We start from the raw sequence: 17,399 nt of genomic DNA on the forward strand, positions 1-17,399 counted from the left end.
TCAGACATCCACGATCAGCACGTCGGTAATCGGCTTCTTGCCGGTCCAGTCGGTCGCGACCCGCCGCACGCCGAGGCGGATCGCCTCTTTCAGCGCCTCGCGGTCGCGCGCCGGCCCCTTCGCCGCCTGCTCGGCGGCTTCGTTCATTTGCTCGAGGAAGCTTTCGCGGTCATCCTCGACCGGCACGCCGCGATACTGGATCGCGCTACCCTCGAACTTGCCGTCCGACAGCACGACGGCGACCGAAATCTGGCCGTAAAGGGCAAGCTTGCGCCGTTCGTTGATCGTCTCGCCATCGGCGGGCAGGATCACGTCGCCGTCGAGGATCAGGCGGCCCGAACGCACGCGTTCGACGATCCGCGCCGGCCCCGGTGCGAGGCGGACAAGGTCGCCATTCTCCTGCACCAGCATGTCGGGCACGCCCCGTTCGAGCGCAAAGCGCGCCTGTTCGTGCATATGGCGGATCTCGCCATGCACCGGCACCACAAGCTTCGGCCGCAACCAGCCATAGAGCGCGGCGAGTTCGGGCTGCCCCGGATGGCCGCTGACATGGATATGCGCCTGCTTCTCGGTGACGGTCAGCACGTCCTTCGCGGCAAGCTGGTTCATGATCCGTCCGATCGCAACCTCGTTGCCGGGGATCTGCTTCGACGAAAAGACGACCGTGTCGCCCGCCTCCAGCTTGATCTGGTGGATGTCGGCCGCCATGCGCGCCAGCGCGGCGCGCGGCTCGCCCTGCCCGCCGGTCGCGATCACCATCACCTTGTTGCGCGGCAGGCGCATCGCCTCGTCGAAATCGACCGTCGGCGGAAAATCCTTGAGGTAACCGACCGTCCGCGCGACGCCGAGAATGCGGTCGAGCGAGCGTCCTGCGACGCACAAAGTCCGCCCCGTCGCCTTGGCAACCGCGCCCAGGGTCGCGAGCCGCGCCGCGTTCGACGCGAAGGTCGTGACGACCACCCTGCCCTTTGCCGCGCCGACCGCGGCCATCAGCCCGTCGCGCACGCTGCCCTCGCTGCCCGATGCCTGTGCATTGAAGGCATTGGTCGAATCGCAGACGAGCACGTCGACCCCCTCGCCGCCGATCGCGGTCAGCGCCGCCGCGCTTGCCGGCGTTCCGAGGATCGGGTCGTCGTCGAGCTTCCAGTCGCCGGTGTGGAATACGCGCCCATAGGGCGTGTCGATCACCGCCGCGCTCATCTCGAGGATCGAATGCGCAAGCGGCACCAGCCGGATACCGAAGGGGCCGATGCGAAAGCTTTCGTCGATATCGACGACCCTGATCTCGACCTCTTTCTCCAGCCCCTCTTCGGCGAGCTTGTGCGCGATCAGCCCGGCGGTGAAGCGATTGGCGTAGAGTGGGACGCCGAGGTCGGCGGCAAGATAGGGGATGGCGCCGATATGGTCCTCATGCCCGTGCGTCAGCACGATGCCGAGCAGGTCGTCCTTGCGGTCCTCGATGAATTCGAGGTCGGGCATCACGATCTCGATCCCCGGATAATCCTGGCTGCCGAAGGTCACGCCCAGATCGAGCATGATCCATTTGCCGTCGCAGCCATAGAGATTGGCGTTCATGCCGATCTCGCCCGATCCGCCCAATGCGAGGAAAAGCAGCTCCTTGCCCGGAGTCGTCATAATGTCGGCTTTCGTTGATGATAGAGATGCATCAGCCCGTTCAGCGTCAGATCGGGTTCGATGCGGTCGAACAGGTGCGCCTGTTCCTGGAACAGCGTTGCAAGGCCGCCGGTGGCGATCACCGTCAGCGGCTTGCCGATCTCGGCCTTCATTCGCGCGATCAGCCCCTCCATCATCGAGACATAGCCCCAATAGACGCCGATCAGCATCTGGCTTTCGGTCGTGCGGCCGATGACGCTGGCGGTCGCCGGCGCTTCGATCGCGATGCGCGGCAGCTTGGCGGCGGCGGCAACGAGCGCTTCGAGCGACAGGTTGACGCCGGGCGCGATGATCCCGCCGAGATAGGCGCCCTCGGGGCCGATATGGTCGAGCGTCGTCGCGGTGCCGAAGCTGATGACGAGCTTGTCCTTGCCCGGCTCGACCGCCTGCGCAGAAATCGCGTTGACCGCGCGATCGGCGCCCACCGACTGCGGCTCGTCAACCTTTAGCGCGATGCCCCAGCTCACCGGATCGCGCCCCGCGACGAGCGCGTCGACGCCGAAATATTTGACCGCGAGCAGTTGCAGGTTGTGGAGCGCCCGGGGCACCACGGTCGAGATGATCACGGCGCCAACCTCCGCGCGGTCATGCCCCTCGATCCGCATAAGCTGGTCGAGCCAGACCATATATTCGTCGGCCGTGCGCCGGTCGTCGGTCGCGATGCGCCAGCGCGCGAGCAGTTCGGTTCCCCGGAAAAGCGCGAATTTGGCGTTGGTGTTGCCGACATCGATCGCGAGCAGAATTTGCATGGACACCTAATTCCCCTCCACGGGCCGCTGCAATTCGACGTCGCCCGCGTGAACCAGCATGGTCCCCCCGCCCGCAACGCGCAAGCGCAGTGCGCCATCGGGCGCGAGACCGTCGAATAGGCCGTCGATCCCCTGTTCGGAAACATGCAGCGGCGTGCCGACCGGATGCCCCATCGGCAGCCAGGCGTTGACGATGCTGCCGACGCCTTCCTGCCGCCACGTCCACAAAGCGTCCGTCATCGCGATCGCCAGCGCCTCGGCGAAGCGGTCGCGGTCGAGGAGCGCACCCTTGCCGGCGAGCGATGCAGTGGCGCGATCGGGGAGTTCGGGAGCGGAGACCAGATTGACCCCGATACCCATGACGACGCTGTTGCCCGTCCGCTCCATCAATATGCCGGCGCATTTCGCGCCGTCGATCAGCAGATCGTTCGGCCATTTGAGGGTTGCGGTGACAGCTGGCGCCAGCGCTGCGACGGCTTTCGCCAGCGCAACCCCGGCGACCAGCGCAAGGGTCGCGGGAGACGGGTCGCCCGCGGTCAGGTGAACGACCGTCGATCCCATGAAATTGCCGTGACCATCGCCCCACGCCCGGCCCAGACGGCCGCGCCCGGAGGTCTGGCGGTCGGCGACGAGCCAATGCCCCTCGCCGACATGCTCGCCGCTGGCCAGTCGCGCCAGCAGGTCGGCGTTGGTCGAACCTGTCTCCGCGATCCGCTCGATCGGCGGAATCAGAACAGCACCGCCGCCGCGGTCGCCGATAGCGCGGCGAGTACGCCGATGAAGAGATAGCCGATGACCGAGAGCCACAGCGCACTCGCGGTGATCACCGCATCCTCGACCACCGTGCCCGTTCCGCGCGGGAATTCGGTGTCCGATTTTTCGTCGAAATACATCGTCTTGATGATGGCGATATAATAAAAGGCGCCGATCACCGAAGCGACGATACCGGCCACCGCCAGCGGCACCAGGTTGGCGTTCACCGCGGCCTCGAAGACCAGATACTTCGGCCAGAAGCCAAAGAGCGGCGGGATGCCGGCAAGGCTGAACAGGAACACCGCCATCGCCGCGGCGAGGCCGGGGCGACGCTGCGAATAACCCGCGAGCGCCGGGATGCTTTCGATCTGGTTGCCGCGGTCGTCGCGCAGTTGCAGCACGATCAGGAAGCTTCCGATTGTCGTCACCATATAGACGAGCAAATAGGTCAGCACGCCCTCGACCCCCTGCTGCGTCCCCGCGGCGAGGCCGATCAGCATATAGCCGACGTTGTTGATCGACGAGTAAGCGAGCAGGCGCTTGATATTCTTCTGCCCGATCGCGCCAACCGCACCGAGGATGATCGACGCGAGCGCGAGGAAGATGATGATCTGCTGCCATGCGCCCACCGCCGGCCCAACCGCGCCGATCACGACACGCGTCATCAGCGCCATCGCCGCGACCTTGGGCGCGGTGGCGAAAAAGGCCGTCACCGGGGTCGGCGCGCCTTCATAAACGTCGGGGGTCCACATGTGGAACGGCACGGCGCTGATCTTGAACGCGAGGCCGGCGATCACGAACACGATGCCGAAGATGATGCCGATGTTCAGCTCACCGCCCAGCGCGGCCGCGATCGTGGCAAAATCGGTTGAACCGGTGAAGCCATAGAGCAGCGAGATGCCATAGAGCAGGATTCCGCTCGCGAGCGCGCCGAGGACGAAATATTTGAGCCCCGCTTCGCTCGACCGCTCGTCGCTGCGCATGAAGCTCGCGAGCACATAGGAGGCCAGGCTGTTGAGCTCGAGCCCGACATAAAGCGTCATCAGGTCGCGCGACGACGCCATGATCCCCATGCCGAGCGCCGCGAACAGGATCAGCACGGGATATTCGGCGCGCATCGCATCCTTGAAGAACCGCGGCGCGATGACGACGCAGATGAAGCTCGCGGCATAGATCAGCAGCTTGGCGAAACCGCCGAAGCTGTCGACCGACAGCGTGCCCGAAAAGACCGTGGCGTCGGTCCCGAACAGCGCCAGCACCGCTGCGGCGGCCGCCGCCAGCGTCACCATCGCGGCGAGCTGATAGAGCCCGACCTGGCGATCACCCGCATAGGTTCCGAGCATCAGCGTGACCAGCCCGCCGATCGTCAGGATCAGTTCGGGCCAGATGAGCGCGAGATCGGCGGTCATTGGACGCCTCCCGCATGATGCGCTTCGCCCGATGCTTCTCCGTGGCCTGCAGCGGCCGGCTTGGGCTTGCCCGCGGCAAGATGCGCGTCGCCGGCAGGCTTGGCGGGCGCGAGGCGCGCGACCACGGTCGTCACGTCACCGCGCATCGGCGCGAGGAAACTTTCGGGATAGACACCCATCCACAGCGCCACGGCGGCAAGCGGCGCAAGGATCGCCCATTCGCGAGGGTTGAGGTCGGGCATCGCCTTCACATCGTCCTTGGTGAGTTCGCCGAACACGATGCGGCGATAGAGATAGAGCATATAGGCGGCGCCGAGGATGATGCCGGTGGTGCAGACGAACGCGACCGTGCTCGACGCCTCATAGATACCGGCAAGGCTCAGGAACTCGCCGACGAACCCGCTGGTGCCCGGGAGGCCGATCGACGCCATGGTGAACAGCATGAAGAACAGCGCATAGGCCGGCATGTTCACGGCAAGCCCGCCGTAACGGTCGATCTCGCGCGTATGGAGCCGGTCATAGATCACGCCGACGCAGAAGAAGAGCGCGGCCGAGACGACGCCATGGCTGAGCATGATGATCAGCGCGCCTTCGATCCCCTGCTGGTTCAGCGCATAGAGACCTGCGGTGACGATCGCCATGTGCGCGACCGACGAATAGGCGATCAGCTTTTTCATGTCGCTCTGCACCAGTGCGACGAGGCTGGTGTAAACCACCGCGACCATCGAAAGCGCGAAGACGACCCACATGAACTGCGCCGACGCTTCGGGGAACATCGGCATCATGAAGCGGATGAAACCATAGGCGCCGAGCTTGAGCAGCACGCCGGCCAGGATCATCGAACCCGCGGTCGGCGCCTGCACATGCGCGTCGGGAAGCCAGGTGTGGACGGGCCACATCGGCATCTTGACCGCAAGGCTGGCGAAGAAGCCGAGCCACAGCCAGGTCTGCATTTCCGGCGGGAAGTTGTAGTTGAGCAGGGTCGGGATGTCGGTCGTGCCCGCTTCGCGGATCATCGCAATCATCGCGATCAGCATCAGCACCGAACCAAGCAGCGTGTAGAGGAAGAATTTGAACGCCGCATAGATGCGGTTCGCCCCGCCCCAGATACCGATGATGAAATACATCGGAATCAGGCCTGCCTCGAAGAAGACGTAGAAGAGCAGCAGATCCTGCGCCATGAAGACGCCGATCATGACGACCTCCATGATCAGGAACATCGCCATGTAGAGCCCGACGCGCTTGGTGATCGATTCCCAGCTCGCAAGGATGCAGAGCGGCATCAGGAATACGCTGAGCATGATCAGCATCAGTGCCATGCCGTCGATGCCAAGCGCATAGTTGAAGCGGCCGAACAAGGGCGCGGACTCGACGAACTGCCACTGCGCGCCGCCGATATCAAAATTCGCCCACAGCATGACGCCGAGCGCGAAGTCGATCAGCGTCGCGACCAGCGCGATCAGGCGCGCATTGCGGTCGCCGGCAAAGAGGCACGCGATGGCGGCGACCGTCGGGATCGCCAGCATCAACGAAAGGATGGGAACACCGCTCACAGGAACCTCACCATCGCCCAGCTGGCGAGGCCGACAAGACCGAGCAGCATCACGAACGCATATCCATAAACATAACCCGATTGCAGCCGGACCGCGAGACGGGTCCCCCCAGCGACGAGCGCCGCGGCGCCATCGGGACCGAAGCGGTCGATGGTGCCCTCATCACCCTTCTTCCAGAAGAAGCGGCCGATCCAGAAGGCGGGCTTCACGAAGAGGATGGTGTAGAGCTCGTCGAAATACCATTTGTTGTACAGGAACTGGTGCAGCAGCCGGAACTGCGCCACGAACTTCGCCGGCAGGCTGGTGTTCCGGATATAGCTGTTCCACGCGAGGAACAGCCCGATCGCCATCACCGTGAACGGCATCCACTTCACCCACAGCGGCACTTCGTGTGCGGCGTGCATCAGATGTTCGTCGAACGCGAGGCTGCCCTTCCAGAACGCCATGCCCTCTTCGGGATAGATGAACTGGTGGTGGAAAACGATACCCGCGAACACCGCACCGATCGACAGAACGATCAGCGGGATGAGCATCGAAAGCGGGCTTTCGTGCGGATGAAAGCCCGCGGTACCGTCACCATGCGCCTCGTGATGATGCGCGTGAGCGTGACCGTGACCCGCGTCCTCATCCGAGGGATGATCGTGATGATCGCCGTGCACCGCATGCTGGATGTGCTCGCTCTGCTCCCAGCGCGGCTTGCCGAAGAAGGTCAGGAAGACGAGGCGCCACGAATAGAAGCTCGTGAGCAGCGCGGCGAAGATGCCGACCCAGAAGGCCACCCGCCCGCCGCCGCCCGACGCGAACGCCGCCTCGAGGATGCCGTCCTTCGAATAGAAGCCGGCGAAGCCCGCGACGCCCGCGATCCCGACACCGGTGATCGCCAGCGTGCCCATCAGCATCGCCCAATAGGTGATCGGGATGTGCTTCCGAAGGCCGCCGTAATAGCGCATGTCCTGCTCATGGTGCATCGAATGGATGACCGAGCCCGCGCCGAGGAACAGCAGCGCCTTGAAGAAGGCGTGCGTGAACAGGTGGAACATCGCCGCGCCATAGGCCCCGACGCCCGCGGCGAAGAACATGTAGCCGAGCTGCGAACAGGTCGAATAGGCGATGACGCGCTTGATGTCCCACTGCGTCGTGCCGACCGTCGCGGCGAAGAAGCAGGTCGCGGCGCCCACGAACGTGACGACACCGAGCGCGACCGGTGCGGTCTCGAACATCGGCGACAGGCGGCACACCATGAACACGCCCGCGGTGACCATCGTCGCGGCGTGGATCAGCGCCGACACCGGGGTCGGGCCCTCCATCGCGTCGGGGAGCCAGGTGTGCAGGCCCAGCTGCGCCGACTTGCCCATCGCGCCGATGAACAGCAGCAGGCAAAGGATCGTCATCGTGTCGAGACGCATCCCCATGAAGGTGATCGTGCTGCCCGCAATGCCCGGCGCAGCGGCCAGAATTTCGGGGATCGAGACCGTGCCGAACACCAGGAAGGTGCCGAAGATGCCGAGCATGAAGCCCAAATCGCCGACGCGGTTGACGACGAAAGCCTTGATCGCCGCGGCATTGGCGCTCGGCTTCTTGTACCAGAAACCGATGAGCAGATAGGATGCGAGGCCGACACCTTCCCAGCCGAAGAACATCTGGACGAGGTTGTTCGCGGTCACGAGCATCAGCATCGCGAAGGTGAAGAGCGACAGATAGGCGAAGAAGCGCGGCTGGTCCGGGTCTTCCTCCATATAGCCCCAGCTATAGAGGTGAACGAGCGCCGACACCGTCGTGATCACGACGAGCATGACCGACGTCAGCGTATCGACGCGCAGCTCCCAGTTGAACTGGAGCGCGCCCGACGAGACCCAGTGCAGCACCGGCGTCACGCCGGCCTCGCCCGTTCCCGCGACGAACGACAGGAAGATCGGCCAGCTCAAGGCGCAGCTGGTGAACAGCGCGCCGGTCGTGACCAGCTTCGATGCGAACGGGCCGATGGCGCGCTGGCCCAGCCCTGCAACAAGCGCCGCCAAGAGCGGCAGGAAAACGATCGCCTGGATCACCGGCTTACCCCTTCATCCGGTTGGCATCGTCGACGGCAATCGTGCCGCGGCCGCGGAAATAGATAACAAGGATTGCAAGACCGATCGCGGCTTCGCCGGCGGCGACGGTCAGCACGAACATCGAGAAGACCTGCCCGACGAGGTCGTTCAGCGCGGCGCTGAACGCGACGAGATTGATGTTCACCGCGAGCAGGATGAGCTCGATCGCCATCAGGATGACGATGATATTCTTGCGGTTGATGAAGATGCCGAGCACGCCGAGCGTGAACAGCACCGCCGAAACGGCGAGATAATGGCCGACCGAAATCACAGTTCCATCCCCTGCCCGACGCCCGGATCGACCAGGCGCGTCGCGTCCTCGGGACGGCGGCGGTTCTGGGCCGAGATATTCTGGATGCGTACCCCGCCGCGCTGGCGGTGGGTGAGCACGATCGCGCCGATCATCGCGACGAGCAGCACGATCCCCGCCGCCTCGAACAGGAAGATGTAGCGCGTGTAGAGCAGCTCGCCGATCTGCTGGATGTTGCTCGTATCGGTCGCGGCGGGCGCCGCGCGCGCCGCAAGATCGACCCCCCCGGCCTGCCAGGCGCCCACCGCGAATACCAGCTCTGCGGCGAGGACGATCGCGACCAGCGCGCCAAGCGGCAGATAGCGCACGAAACCGCTGCGCAGTTCGGCGAAATCGATGTCGAGCATCATCACGACGAAGAGGAACAGCACCGCGACCGCGCCGACATAGACGATGACGAGCAGCATCGCGATGAATTCGGCGCCGGTCAGCAGCATCAGCCCCGCCGCGTTGAAGAAGGCGAGGATCAGCCACATGACGCTGTGGACGGGGTTGCGCGCGAAAATCACCATCGCCGCAGAGGCGATGACGATGGTCGCGAAGAGGTAAAAGGCGATGAGCTGGATCATGTGCGCGCGCCCTTATCGATAGGGCGCGTCGGCGGCAAGATTCGCCGCGATCGCGCGCTCCCATTTGTCGCCATTGGCGAGCAGCTTGGCCTTGTCATAGAGCAGCTCCTCGCGCGTTTCGGTCGCGAATTCGAAGTTCGGCCCCTCGACGATCGCGTCGACCGGGCACGCTTCCTGACAGAAGCCGCAATAGATGCACTTGGTCATGTCGATGTCGTAGCGCGTCGTGCGGCGCGAGCCGTCTTCGCGCGGCTCGGCCTCGATCGTGATCGCCTGCGCCGGGCACACCGCTTCGCACAGCTTGCACGCGATGCAGCGCTCCTCGCCGTTCGGATAGCGGCGCAGCGCATGTTCACCGCGGAAACGCGGGCTCAGCGGGTTCTTCTCGAACGGATAGTTAATCGTCGCCTTCGGCTTGAAGAAATATTTGAGCGTGAGGGCGTGCGCCTTCACAAACTCCCACAAGGTGAAGCTTTTGACGAGATGGGCGATGGTGCTCATGCTGCGGACCTTTCGAGGTCAGATTTGCTTTGGCAATCGCCCATCAATTGTTGGGCGCCGTCTTCTAGCGTCAGAATCGCGCTCGGCCTGCCGTCAGAGATGACGTCCGATTTGCCCATCCGGAGTTTCGCTTTTCGCGCCGGTTCGATCCAATCTAGCCGACCGCCACTGAGCAGGCCGTCCCCGGATTCTTCAACGTATCGAAGCTTTCCCTTCAAACGATCTGGATATTTCACTTCGATGGTATTCAAATCACTCGCACCCGCCGCGGGCCGATATAAGTAAATCACCATCGTTGGTGGAACCGCCGCCTTCCCATAATCATCCGGCGACCGGAGCGAACAAGCGTCGGAAGCCGCTAACGCCACAAGCGCTTGTGCTGTTGGCTTTTGCTCTACTTCAACACAATACCTCGTCAGCATCAGATAGCCGGAGATCAGGAAGACCCAGAAGAGCGAAATCGGCAGGAAGATTTTCCAGCCCAGTCGCATCAGCTGGTCATAGCGGTAGCGCGGGACGGTCGCCTTGACCCAGCTGAAGACGAAGAAGAAGAAGAGGATTTTCGCGAACAGCCAGATGATGCCCGGAACGACATAGAGCGGCGCCCAGTCGACGGGAGGCAGCCAACCGCCCCAGAACAGGATCGCGTTGAGCGCGCACATCAGCAGCACGTTGGCATATTCGCCGAGCCAGAACAGCGCAAAGCTCATCGACGAATATTCGGTCTGATAGCCCGCCACGAGTTCGCTTTCGGCCTCGGTCAGGTCGAACGGCGCGCGCGCGGTTTCGGCGAGCGCCGAAATGAGGAACATCACCGCTAGCGGGAACAGCAGCAGGTTGAAGCCGAAGGCGTTGACGAAGCCGAGCCCGTGGCCCTGCTGCGCCTTGACGATGTCGTTCATGTTGAAGCTGTCGGCGAAGAGCACGACGCCGATCAGGATGAAGCCGATCGAGACTTCGTAGCTGATCATCTGCGCCGACGCGCGCATCGCCGAGAAGAAAGGATATTTCGAGTTCGACGACCAGCCCGACAGGATCACGCCGTACACGCCGAGCGAGGAAATCGCGAGGATGTAGAGCAGCCCGACGTTGATGTCGGCGAGGATCGCGCCCGAGTTGAACGGGATCACCGCCCACGCCATCAGCGCCACCGTGAAGGTGATGATCGGCGCAATCAGGAACAGCCCGCGGTTGGCGGAGCTCGGGATGATCGTTTCCTGCAGGAAGACCTTGAGACCGTCGGCGAAGCTCTGGAGCAGGCCGAAGGGGCCGACGACGTTCGGGCCGCGACGCAGCGCGATCGCCGCCCAGATCTTGCGGTCGGCATAGATGATCATCGCGACCGCGAGCATCAGCGGCAGCGCGATGAGCAGGATGCCCGCGACCGTCGCGACGCCCCACGCCCAGTTCGGGTCCATGCCCCACGAGATGAAGGTCTCGGTCATTTCTTGGCCCCGTCCTGATTACGCCAGCCATTGTGCGGACCGGGCACATCCGACTTGCTGCGCGGATTGAAGCCGCGCCACACCGCATAGCCCATACCGACGAACAGCGCGCCGGCGACGATAGGTGCGTGGATCATTCCGCCGCCTCCGCAAAGTCCGCGCCATGGACCAGCTCTTCCGAGCAGCGCTGCATCGTCGGCGACGCGCGGCAAATGGCGTTGGTGAGATAGAAATCCTTGATCGGCGACGGGATCGGTCCCTTGGCAGGCTTGGCGTCAAGCTTCGGCACCGACCAGCCGTAACCGGCAAGACCCTCGGTGCCGAGCGCGGGCACCGCGGCGATCATCGCGGCACGGCACTGGTCGAAGCTGTCGAAGCCGACCGAGACGCCGAGCGCATCGGCGAGCGCGCGAAAAATGCTCCAGTCCTCACGCGCGTCGCCGGGCGCGAACACCGCCTTCTCGCTGCGCTGGACGCGGCCCTCGGTATTGACCGTGGTGAAGTCCTTTTCGGTCCACGCCGCAGCCGGCAGGATGACGTCGGCGGCATGCGCGCCCTTGTCGCCATGATGGCCGACATAGACCTTCAGCGTCTTGTCGAAGGCGGTGAAATCGACCTCGTCGGCGCCGAGGAAGAAGGCGAGCTTCGGCTTCGCCGCCACTATGTCCTTGATGCCGCCCGGTTGCGCATAGCCGAGCATCAGCCCGCCCATGCGGCTCGCCGCCATATGGACGACGCTGAAACCGTTCCAGCCGTCCTTGACCGCGTTCACCGACTTGGCAAGCGCCAGCGCCGCGCCATGGACGCCGGGAACGGCAAGGCCGCCGCCGCCAAGGATAATCAGCGGCCGTTCCGCGCCCTTGAGCGCATCGAGCGCCGCAGCGGGCAGCTTGGCGACGAGCGAGGCGTCGTCGCCGAGCCAATTGACCTTGTAGGTCTGGTCCTTCTCGGGGCCGATCGCGAAAACCTTCGCGCCCTTCTTCCACGCTGCCTTGCGGATGCGCGTGTTGATCAGCGGCGCTTCCCAGCGCAGGTTCGTGCCGATCAGCAGGATGACGTCGGCATTCTCGGCCTCGGCGATGGTGGTATTGAAATTGACCGCCGACAGGCTCGACACGTCATAGTCGAGGCCGGTCTGGCGGCCTTCGAGCAGCGTCGAGCCCAGCGCATTCACCAGGGCCTTCGCCGCGAACATCGTTTCGCAATCGACGAGATCGCCCGCGATCGCGGCGACCGACTTGCCCGCCTTTGCCCCCTTGATTGCATCGAACGCTTCGGCCCACGTCGCTTCGACGAGCTGTCCGCCCTTGCGTATATAGGGCCGGTCGAGGCGGCGGCGGATCAGGCCGTCGACATGGTGGCGCGTCTTGTCGCTCGCCCATTCCTCGTTCACATCGTCGTTGACGCGCGGCAGCACGCGCAGCACCTGACGGCCGCGGCTGTCGATGCGGACATTGGTGCCGACCGCGTCCATCATGTCGATGCCCAGCGTCTTGGTCAGCTCCCACGGGCGCGCTTCGAACGCATAGGGCTTGCTGGTCAGCGCGCCGACCGGGCACAGATCGACGATATTGCCCGACAGTTCGCTCGCGACCGCATGTTCGAGGTAGGAGGTGATCTGCATATTCTCGCCGCGATAGATCGCGCCGATGTCTTCGACGCCGGCGACTTCCTCCGCAAAGCGGACGCAGCGGGTGCACTGGATGCAGCGGGTCATCACCGTCTTGACGATCGGACCCATATATTTCTCGGTGACCGCGCGCTTGTTCTCGTCATAGCGCGTCGCGCCGCGGCCATAGGCGACCGACTGGTCCTGCAGGTCGCATTCGCCGCCCTGGTCGCAGATCGGACAGTCGAGCGGGTGGTTGATGAGCAGGAACTCCATCACCCCCTCGCGCGCCTTCTTCACCATCGGGCTGTCGGTCTTGATCACCTGCCCCTCGGCGGTCGGCAGCGCGCACGATGCCTGCGGCTTCGGCGGGCCGGGGGCGACCTCGACGAGGCACATGCGGCAGTTGCCGGCGATCGACAGGCGCTCATGATAGCAGAAGCGCGGAATTTCCTTCCCCGCCATCTCGCACGCCTGCAAGACCGTCGCGCCCTGCGGAACTTCGATTTCTACGCCATCTACGGTTACTTTAGGCATCAGCCCGCGGACCCTTCTTTGCTCGTCACCGCGACGCGATAGGCCGCGAGCGCCATCAGCGCGCGGAGACCCGGACGATTCGTCCGCAACTCCGAACCCTGCTTGATGCAGGCGGACAGTTGCGGTGCCAGCGCCTTCATCGCGTCGCGCTCGGCGTCGCTCATCACTTCGGTACGAAACAGCGCGACGCTCTGCTGCGGCGCGCTCATCACGATGCACATCGAGATCGTCTCGAGGGTGCCGCGCGAGGCGATCGGGGTCGCTGTCCGGTCGCGGCCAAGATCGGCCGAGAGCGCGGCGTCGGTGAACTTGTCGGAGAGCAGATGCTCGGCAAGGTTGCCCGCAAAGACCAGACCGGAAAAGGCCAGCTTGCTGTTCGGCGCGCAGCGATCATGCCCCTTCGCGATCGCGCGGATCTGATCCCGATAATCCTTCGACCGATAATCCTTCGCGAGCAGCTTGGTCGCGCCCGGACGGCTGGTTTTGGCTACGCAGCCGGCGAAATTATACATCGCCTGCGCCGCGAGCGGATCGATCTTTGGCGCCGTATCTTCATCGCTCTTTGGCTCGGACTGACCGGCATTTGCCGCCAAAGTCCGGTCGAAAGGATTTGCGCCCGAGGCGTGGACCTCGCGCTGGGCGAAAGCCGGAGCGGCCGCGAGCGTTGCGCCCGCGATCAGGAGAAGCAGCTTCGTCTTCATTCGGCCGCCTCCAGCGCGCCGCCATTCTCGCGAATACGGCGTTCGATTTCGGGGCGGAAATGGCGGATCAGGCCCTGGATCGGCCAGGCAGCCGCGTCGCCGAGTGCGCAGATGGTGTGCCCTTCGACCTGTTTGGTGACGTCATAGAGCGTGTCGATTTCGCTGATGTCGGCGTCGCCGGTGCGCAGGCGTTCCATGACGCGCCACATCCAGCCGGTGCCTTCGCGGCACGGCGTGCATTGGCCGCAGCTTTCATGCTTGTAGAAATAGCTGATCCGGCTGATCGCCTGGACGACGTCGGTCGATTTGTCCATCACGATCGCGGCGGCGGTGCCGAGGCCCGAGCCGAGCGCCTTCAGCCCGTCGAAGTCCATCGGCGCGTCCATGATCTCGGCCGCGGGGACGAGCGGAACCGACGAGCCGCCGGGGATCACCGCGAGGAGATTGTCCCAGCCGCCGCGGATGCCGCCGCAATGCTTTTCGATCAGCTCGCGGAAGCTGATTCCCATCTCTTCTTCGACCACGCACGGGCGCTCGACATGGCCCGAAATCTGGAAGAGCTTGGTCCCCTTGTTATTCTCACGCCCGAAGCTGGAGAACCAGACCGCGCCGCGGCGCAGGATCGTCGGGACGACCGCAATGCTCTCGACATTGTTGACCGTCGTCGGGCAGCCATAGAGGCCCGCACCCGCCGGGAACGGGGGTTTCAGGCGCGGCTGGCCCTTCTTGCCTTCGAGGCTTTCGATCATCGCGGTTTCTTCGCCGCAGATATAGGCGCCGGCGCCGCGGTGGACGAAGACGTCGAAGTCATAGCCCGACTTGGCGGCGTTCTTGCCGAGCAGGCCGGCGTCATACGCCTCCTGCACCGCGGCGAAGAGCGTCTCGGCCTCGCGGATGAATTCGCCGCGGATGTAGATGTACGCGGCGCGCGCGCGCATCGCATAGCCCGCGATCAGCGCGCCTTCGATCAGCTTGTGCGGATCGTGGCGGATAATCTCGCGGTCCTTGCACGAACCGGGTTCGGATTCGTCGGCGTTGATGACGAGGAAGCTCGGGCGGTCGGCGCGCGGTTCCTTCGGCATGAACGACCATTTGAGCCCGGTCGGGAAGCCCGCGCCGCCGCGGCCGCGCAGGCCCGACGCCTTGATCTCCTCGATGATCGCGTCCTGGCCGCGGCTCATGAGGTCCTTGGTCTTGTCCCAATCGCCGCGCGCCTGCGCCGATTTGAGGTTCCACGGCTGGAAGCCATAGAGATTGGTGAAGATGCGATCCTTATCGGCGAGGCTCATCGGGCCGCTCCCAATTCGTCACCCCGGACCTGATCCGGGGTCCACGACTTCAGCGCTGCGATGGATGCCGGATCAAGTCCGGCAGGACGAAGGAATGAGGCGTTTGTCATCATCACCACTCCTTCCGATAGTCATGGTTGGCCTTGACCATTTCCTTCAGCGTCGTCGGGCCGCCCTCGGGCTCGCTCGTGTGGCGCTTGGGGTTCTGGGGACCGGTCTTCGGCTGCTTGCCCGCCGCCAGATCGTCGAGGATGCGGACCATCGAGTCATAGTCGAGGTCTTCGTAATTATCGTCGTTGATCTGGACCATCGGCGCGTTGGTGCAGGTGCCCATGCACTCGACCTCGGTCAGCGTGAACAGACCGTCGGGCGTGGTCTTGCCCTTGGTCATGCCGCGATTCTTGCACGCGGCCATCACGTCGTCCGATCCGCGCAGCAGGCACGGCGTCGTGCCGCAAACCTGCACATGATAGCGGCCGACCGGCGCCAGATTGTACATCGTGTAAAAAGACGCGACTTCATAGGCGCGCATGAACGGCATATCGAGCTCGGCCGCGACGAACTCGATCACCGGCACGGGCAGCCAACCCTGCGTCTCGGTCTCGGCTCCGACCTGGCGCTGCGCGAGGTCGAGCAACGGCATCACCGCCGAACGCTGACGCCCCGCGGGGTAGCGCGCGATGACGGCCTTCGCCTTCTCGGCATTTTCCGCCGTCCACGCAAAAGCGCCCCAGCGCGCGCGGACTTCGGCTTCGTCGGGGATTTGGGGTGCGTCAGCCATTTGTTACTTCCGGGCTTTTGCTTTCGCGAGATCCAAAAAAGGCATTAAGGCAAATGCTGGCTAACAAAAGAGGCCAGAGAAATGCCCTGATGGAGTCCAAATTGGGGACGTTAAAGACGTACTTTGCCGCAAACACGGCAAGTAGCGCAGCGGCGAAAACAACGCTGGCTGCTCGGGTCCAGAACCTCACCGGTCGCACTCCCCAAACACGACGTCGATCGCGCCGATGATCGCGGTGGTGTCGGCAAGCATGTGGCCCTTGCACATCATGTCCATCGCCTGGAGGTGGCTGAACGCCGTCGGGCGGATCTTGCAACGGTACGGCTTGTTGGTGCCGTCGCTGACCAGATAGACGCCGAATTCGCCCTTGGGGCTTTCGGTCGCCACATAAACCTCGCCCGCCGGGACGTGGAAACCCTCGGTATAGAGCTTGAAGTGATGGATCAGCGATTCCATCGACTGCTTCATCTCGCCGCGCTTCGGCGGCACGACCTTGCGGTCGAGGCTGGCGATCGGGCCCGAAGGCATCGCGTTGATGCACTGCAGGATGATCCGCTGCGACTGATAGACTTCCTGCACGCGGACCATGAAGCGGTCGTAGCAGTCGCCGCGCGTGCCGACGGGAATGTCGAAGTCCATCTTCGCATAGGCGTCATAGGGCTGCGACTTGCGCAGATCCCACGGAATGCCGCTGCCGCGGATCATCGGGCCCGAGAAGCCCCACGCCAGCGCGTCTTCCTTCGCTACGGTCGCGATATCGACATTGCGCTGCTTGAATATCCGATTGTCGATGACCAGGCTCATCGCGTCGCCGAACAGCTTCGGCAGCCGCGTCTCGCACCATTTGCCGATGTCGTAGAGCAGCTTTTCGGGGACGTCCTGATGGACGCCGCCCGGACGGAAATAGGCGCTGTGCATCCGCGCGCCCGACGCGCGCTCGAAGAAGTTGAGGCAATCCTCGCGCAGCTCGAAGATCCAGAGGTTCGGGGTCATCGCGCCGACGTCCATGACGTGCGACCCGATGTTGAGCATGTGGTTGCAGATGCGCGTCAGCTCGGCGAACATCGTGCGCAGGTACTGCGCGCGGTCGGGCACCTCGAGGTCGAGCAATTTCTCGATCGCGAGGACATAGCTATGTTCCATGCCGAGCGGCGAGCAATAGTCGAGCCGGTCGAAATAGGGCAGCGCCTGCAGATAGGTCTTGTACTCGATCAGCTTCTCGGTGCCGCGGTGGAGCAGCCCGACGTGCGGGTCGACGCGCTCGATGATCTCGCCGTCGAGTTCCATCACCATGCGCAGCACGCCGTGCGCCGCGGGGTGCTGCGGGCCGAAGTTGATCGTATAGTTGGTGACGGCCTGGTCGCCCGCGGTATCGGCGGTGTCGACCGGATAGCCTTCGAACATGTCGCTGCCGTGGTGCTTGACCTGAGGA

General features: G+C 64.1%; 15 protein-coding genes and 1 pseudogene. All 16 read right to left on the bottom strand.

Features of this window, described 5'->3' with window-relative positions; translation table 11 throughout:
• The 16 genes and pseudogenes from QOL68_RS12495 to QOL68_RS12570 all read right to left on the bottom strand — a co-directional run bounded on the left by QOL68_RS12495 (position 1) and on the right by QOL68_RS12570 (position 17,371).
• Positions 1–1,635 (bottom strand): ribonuclease J, encoded by a 1,635-nt coding sequence (locus QOL68_RS12495; protein ID WP_282949676.1) that lies wholly within the window; start codon positions 1,633–1,635, stop codon positions 1–3.
• Positions 1,632–2,417, bottom strand: a complete 786-nt coding sequence (locus QOL68_RS12500; protein WP_204993055.1) for a type III pantothenate kinase — start codon at positions 2,415–2,417, stop codon at positions 1,632–1,634. Before QOL68_RS12500 ends, QOL68_RS12495 begins: the two co-directional genes overlap by 4 nt.
• Positions 2,418–2,429: 12 nt before the next feature.
• Positions 2,430–3,230 carry a biotin--[acetyl-CoA-carboxylase] ligase gene (locus QOL68_RS12505; RefSeq protein WP_502957395.1) on the bottom strand — a complete coding sequence of 267 codons (801 nt, stop codon included), beginning with the start codon at positions 3,228–3,230 and terminating at the stop codon, positions 2,430–2,432.
• Positions 3,152–4,585 carry an NADH-quinone oxidoreductase subunit NuoN gene (nuoN, locus tag QOL68_RS12510; RefSeq protein WP_282949675.1) on the bottom strand — a complete coding sequence of 478 codons (1,434 nt, stop codon included), beginning with the start codon at positions 4,583–4,585 and terminating at the stop codon, positions 3,152–3,154. The genes QOL68_RS12505 and nuoN overlap by 79 nt, the downstream gene beginning before the upstream one ends.
• The gene (locus QOL68_RS12515) at positions 4,582–6,138 is read right to left on the bottom strand and encodes an NADH-quinone oxidoreductase subunit M (protein WP_282949674.1); all 1,557 of its coding nucleotides are present in this window, start codon (positions 6,136–6,138) and stop codon (positions 4,582–4,584) included. Before QOL68_RS12515 ends, nuoN begins: the two co-directional genes overlap by 4 nt.
• Entirely contained in the window at positions 6,135–8,186 is a 2,052-nt protein-coding gene (gene nuoL, locus QOL68_RS12520; protein WP_282949673.1) for an NADH-quinone oxidoreductase subunit L, read from the bottom strand. Before nuoL ends, QOL68_RS12515 begins: the two co-directional genes overlap by 4 nt.
• A 4-nt stretch (positions 8,187–8,190) precedes the next feature.
• A complete protein-coding gene (gene nuoK, locus QOL68_RS12525) occupies positions 8,191–8,496 on the bottom strand; it encodes an NADH-quinone oxidoreductase subunit NuoK (protein ID WP_058456728.1) in 306 nt (101 codons plus the stop codon).
• Positions 8,493–9,104 carry an NADH-quinone oxidoreductase subunit J gene (locus QOL68_RS12530; protein WP_204992746.1) on the bottom strand — a complete coding sequence of 204 codons (612 nt, stop codon included), beginning with the start codon at positions 9,102–9,104 and terminating at the stop codon, positions 8,493–8,495. Before QOL68_RS12530 ends, nuoK begins: the two co-directional genes overlap by 4 nt.
• A gap of 12 nt (positions 9,105–9,116) precedes the next feature.
• Positions 9,117–9,605 (bottom strand): NADH-quinone oxidoreductase subunit NuoI, encoded by a 489-nt coding sequence (nuoI, locus tag QOL68_RS12535; RefSeq protein WP_282949672.1) that lies wholly within the window; start codon positions 9,603–9,605, stop codon positions 9,117–9,119.
• A gap of 401 nt (positions 9,606–10,006) precedes the next feature.
• Positions 10,007–11,050, bottom strand: a pseudogene (nuoH, locus tag QOL68_RS12540) (NADH-quinone oxidoreductase subunit NuoH); the annotation flags it as partial.
• On the bottom strand, positions 11,047–11,187 hold the full coding sequence (locus QOL68_RS12545; RefSeq protein ID WP_282949671.1) for a hypothetical protein: 141 nt from the start codon (positions 11,185–11,187) through the stop codon (positions 11,047–11,049). The pseudogene nuoH and the gene QOL68_RS12545, both read right to left, overlap by 4 nt.
• Positions 11,184–13,196, bottom strand: coding sequence for an NADH-quinone oxidoreductase subunit NuoG (gene nuoG / locus QOL68_RS12550; RefSeq protein WP_282949670.1), 2,013 nt, complete (start codon positions 13,194–13,196; stop codon positions 11,184–11,186). The genes QOL68_RS12545 and nuoG overlap by 4 nt, the downstream gene beginning before the upstream one ends.
• Positions 13,196–13,897: a hypothetical protein gene (locus QOL68_RS12555; RefSeq protein WP_282949669.1), complete on the bottom strand. Its 702-nt coding sequence runs from the start codon at positions 13,895–13,897 to the stop codon at positions 13,196–13,198. The genes nuoG and QOL68_RS12555 overlap by 1 nt, the downstream gene beginning before the upstream one ends.
• On the bottom strand, positions 13,894–15,186 hold the full coding sequence (gene nuoF, locus QOL68_RS12560) for an NADH-quinone oxidoreductase subunit NuoF (RefSeq protein ID WP_282949668.1): 1,293 nt from the start codon (positions 15,184–15,186) through the stop codon (positions 13,894–13,896). The genes QOL68_RS12555 and nuoF overlap by 4 nt, the downstream gene beginning before the upstream one ends.
• Positions 15,187–15,298: 112 nt before the next feature.
• Positions 15,299–15,967: a complex I 24 kDa subunit family protein gene (locus QOL68_RS12565; RefSeq protein ID WP_282949667.1), complete on the bottom strand. Its 669-nt coding sequence runs from the start codon at positions 15,965–15,967 to the stop codon at positions 15,299–15,301.
• Between the two features lie 186 nt (positions 15,968–16,153).
• On the bottom strand, positions 16,154–17,371 hold the full coding sequence (locus QOL68_RS12570) for an NADH-quinone oxidoreductase subunit D (RefSeq protein ID WP_204993054.1): 1,218 nt from the start codon (positions 17,369–17,371) through the stop codon (positions 16,154–16,156).
• Positions 17,372–17,399 lie beyond the last annotated feature (28 nt).

Origin of the sequence: Sphingopyxis sp. Geo25, from assembly GCF_949769135.1 — a bacterium.
GTDB lineage: Bacteria > Pseudomonadota > Alphaproteobacteria > Sphingomonadales > Sphingomonadaceae > Sphingopyxis.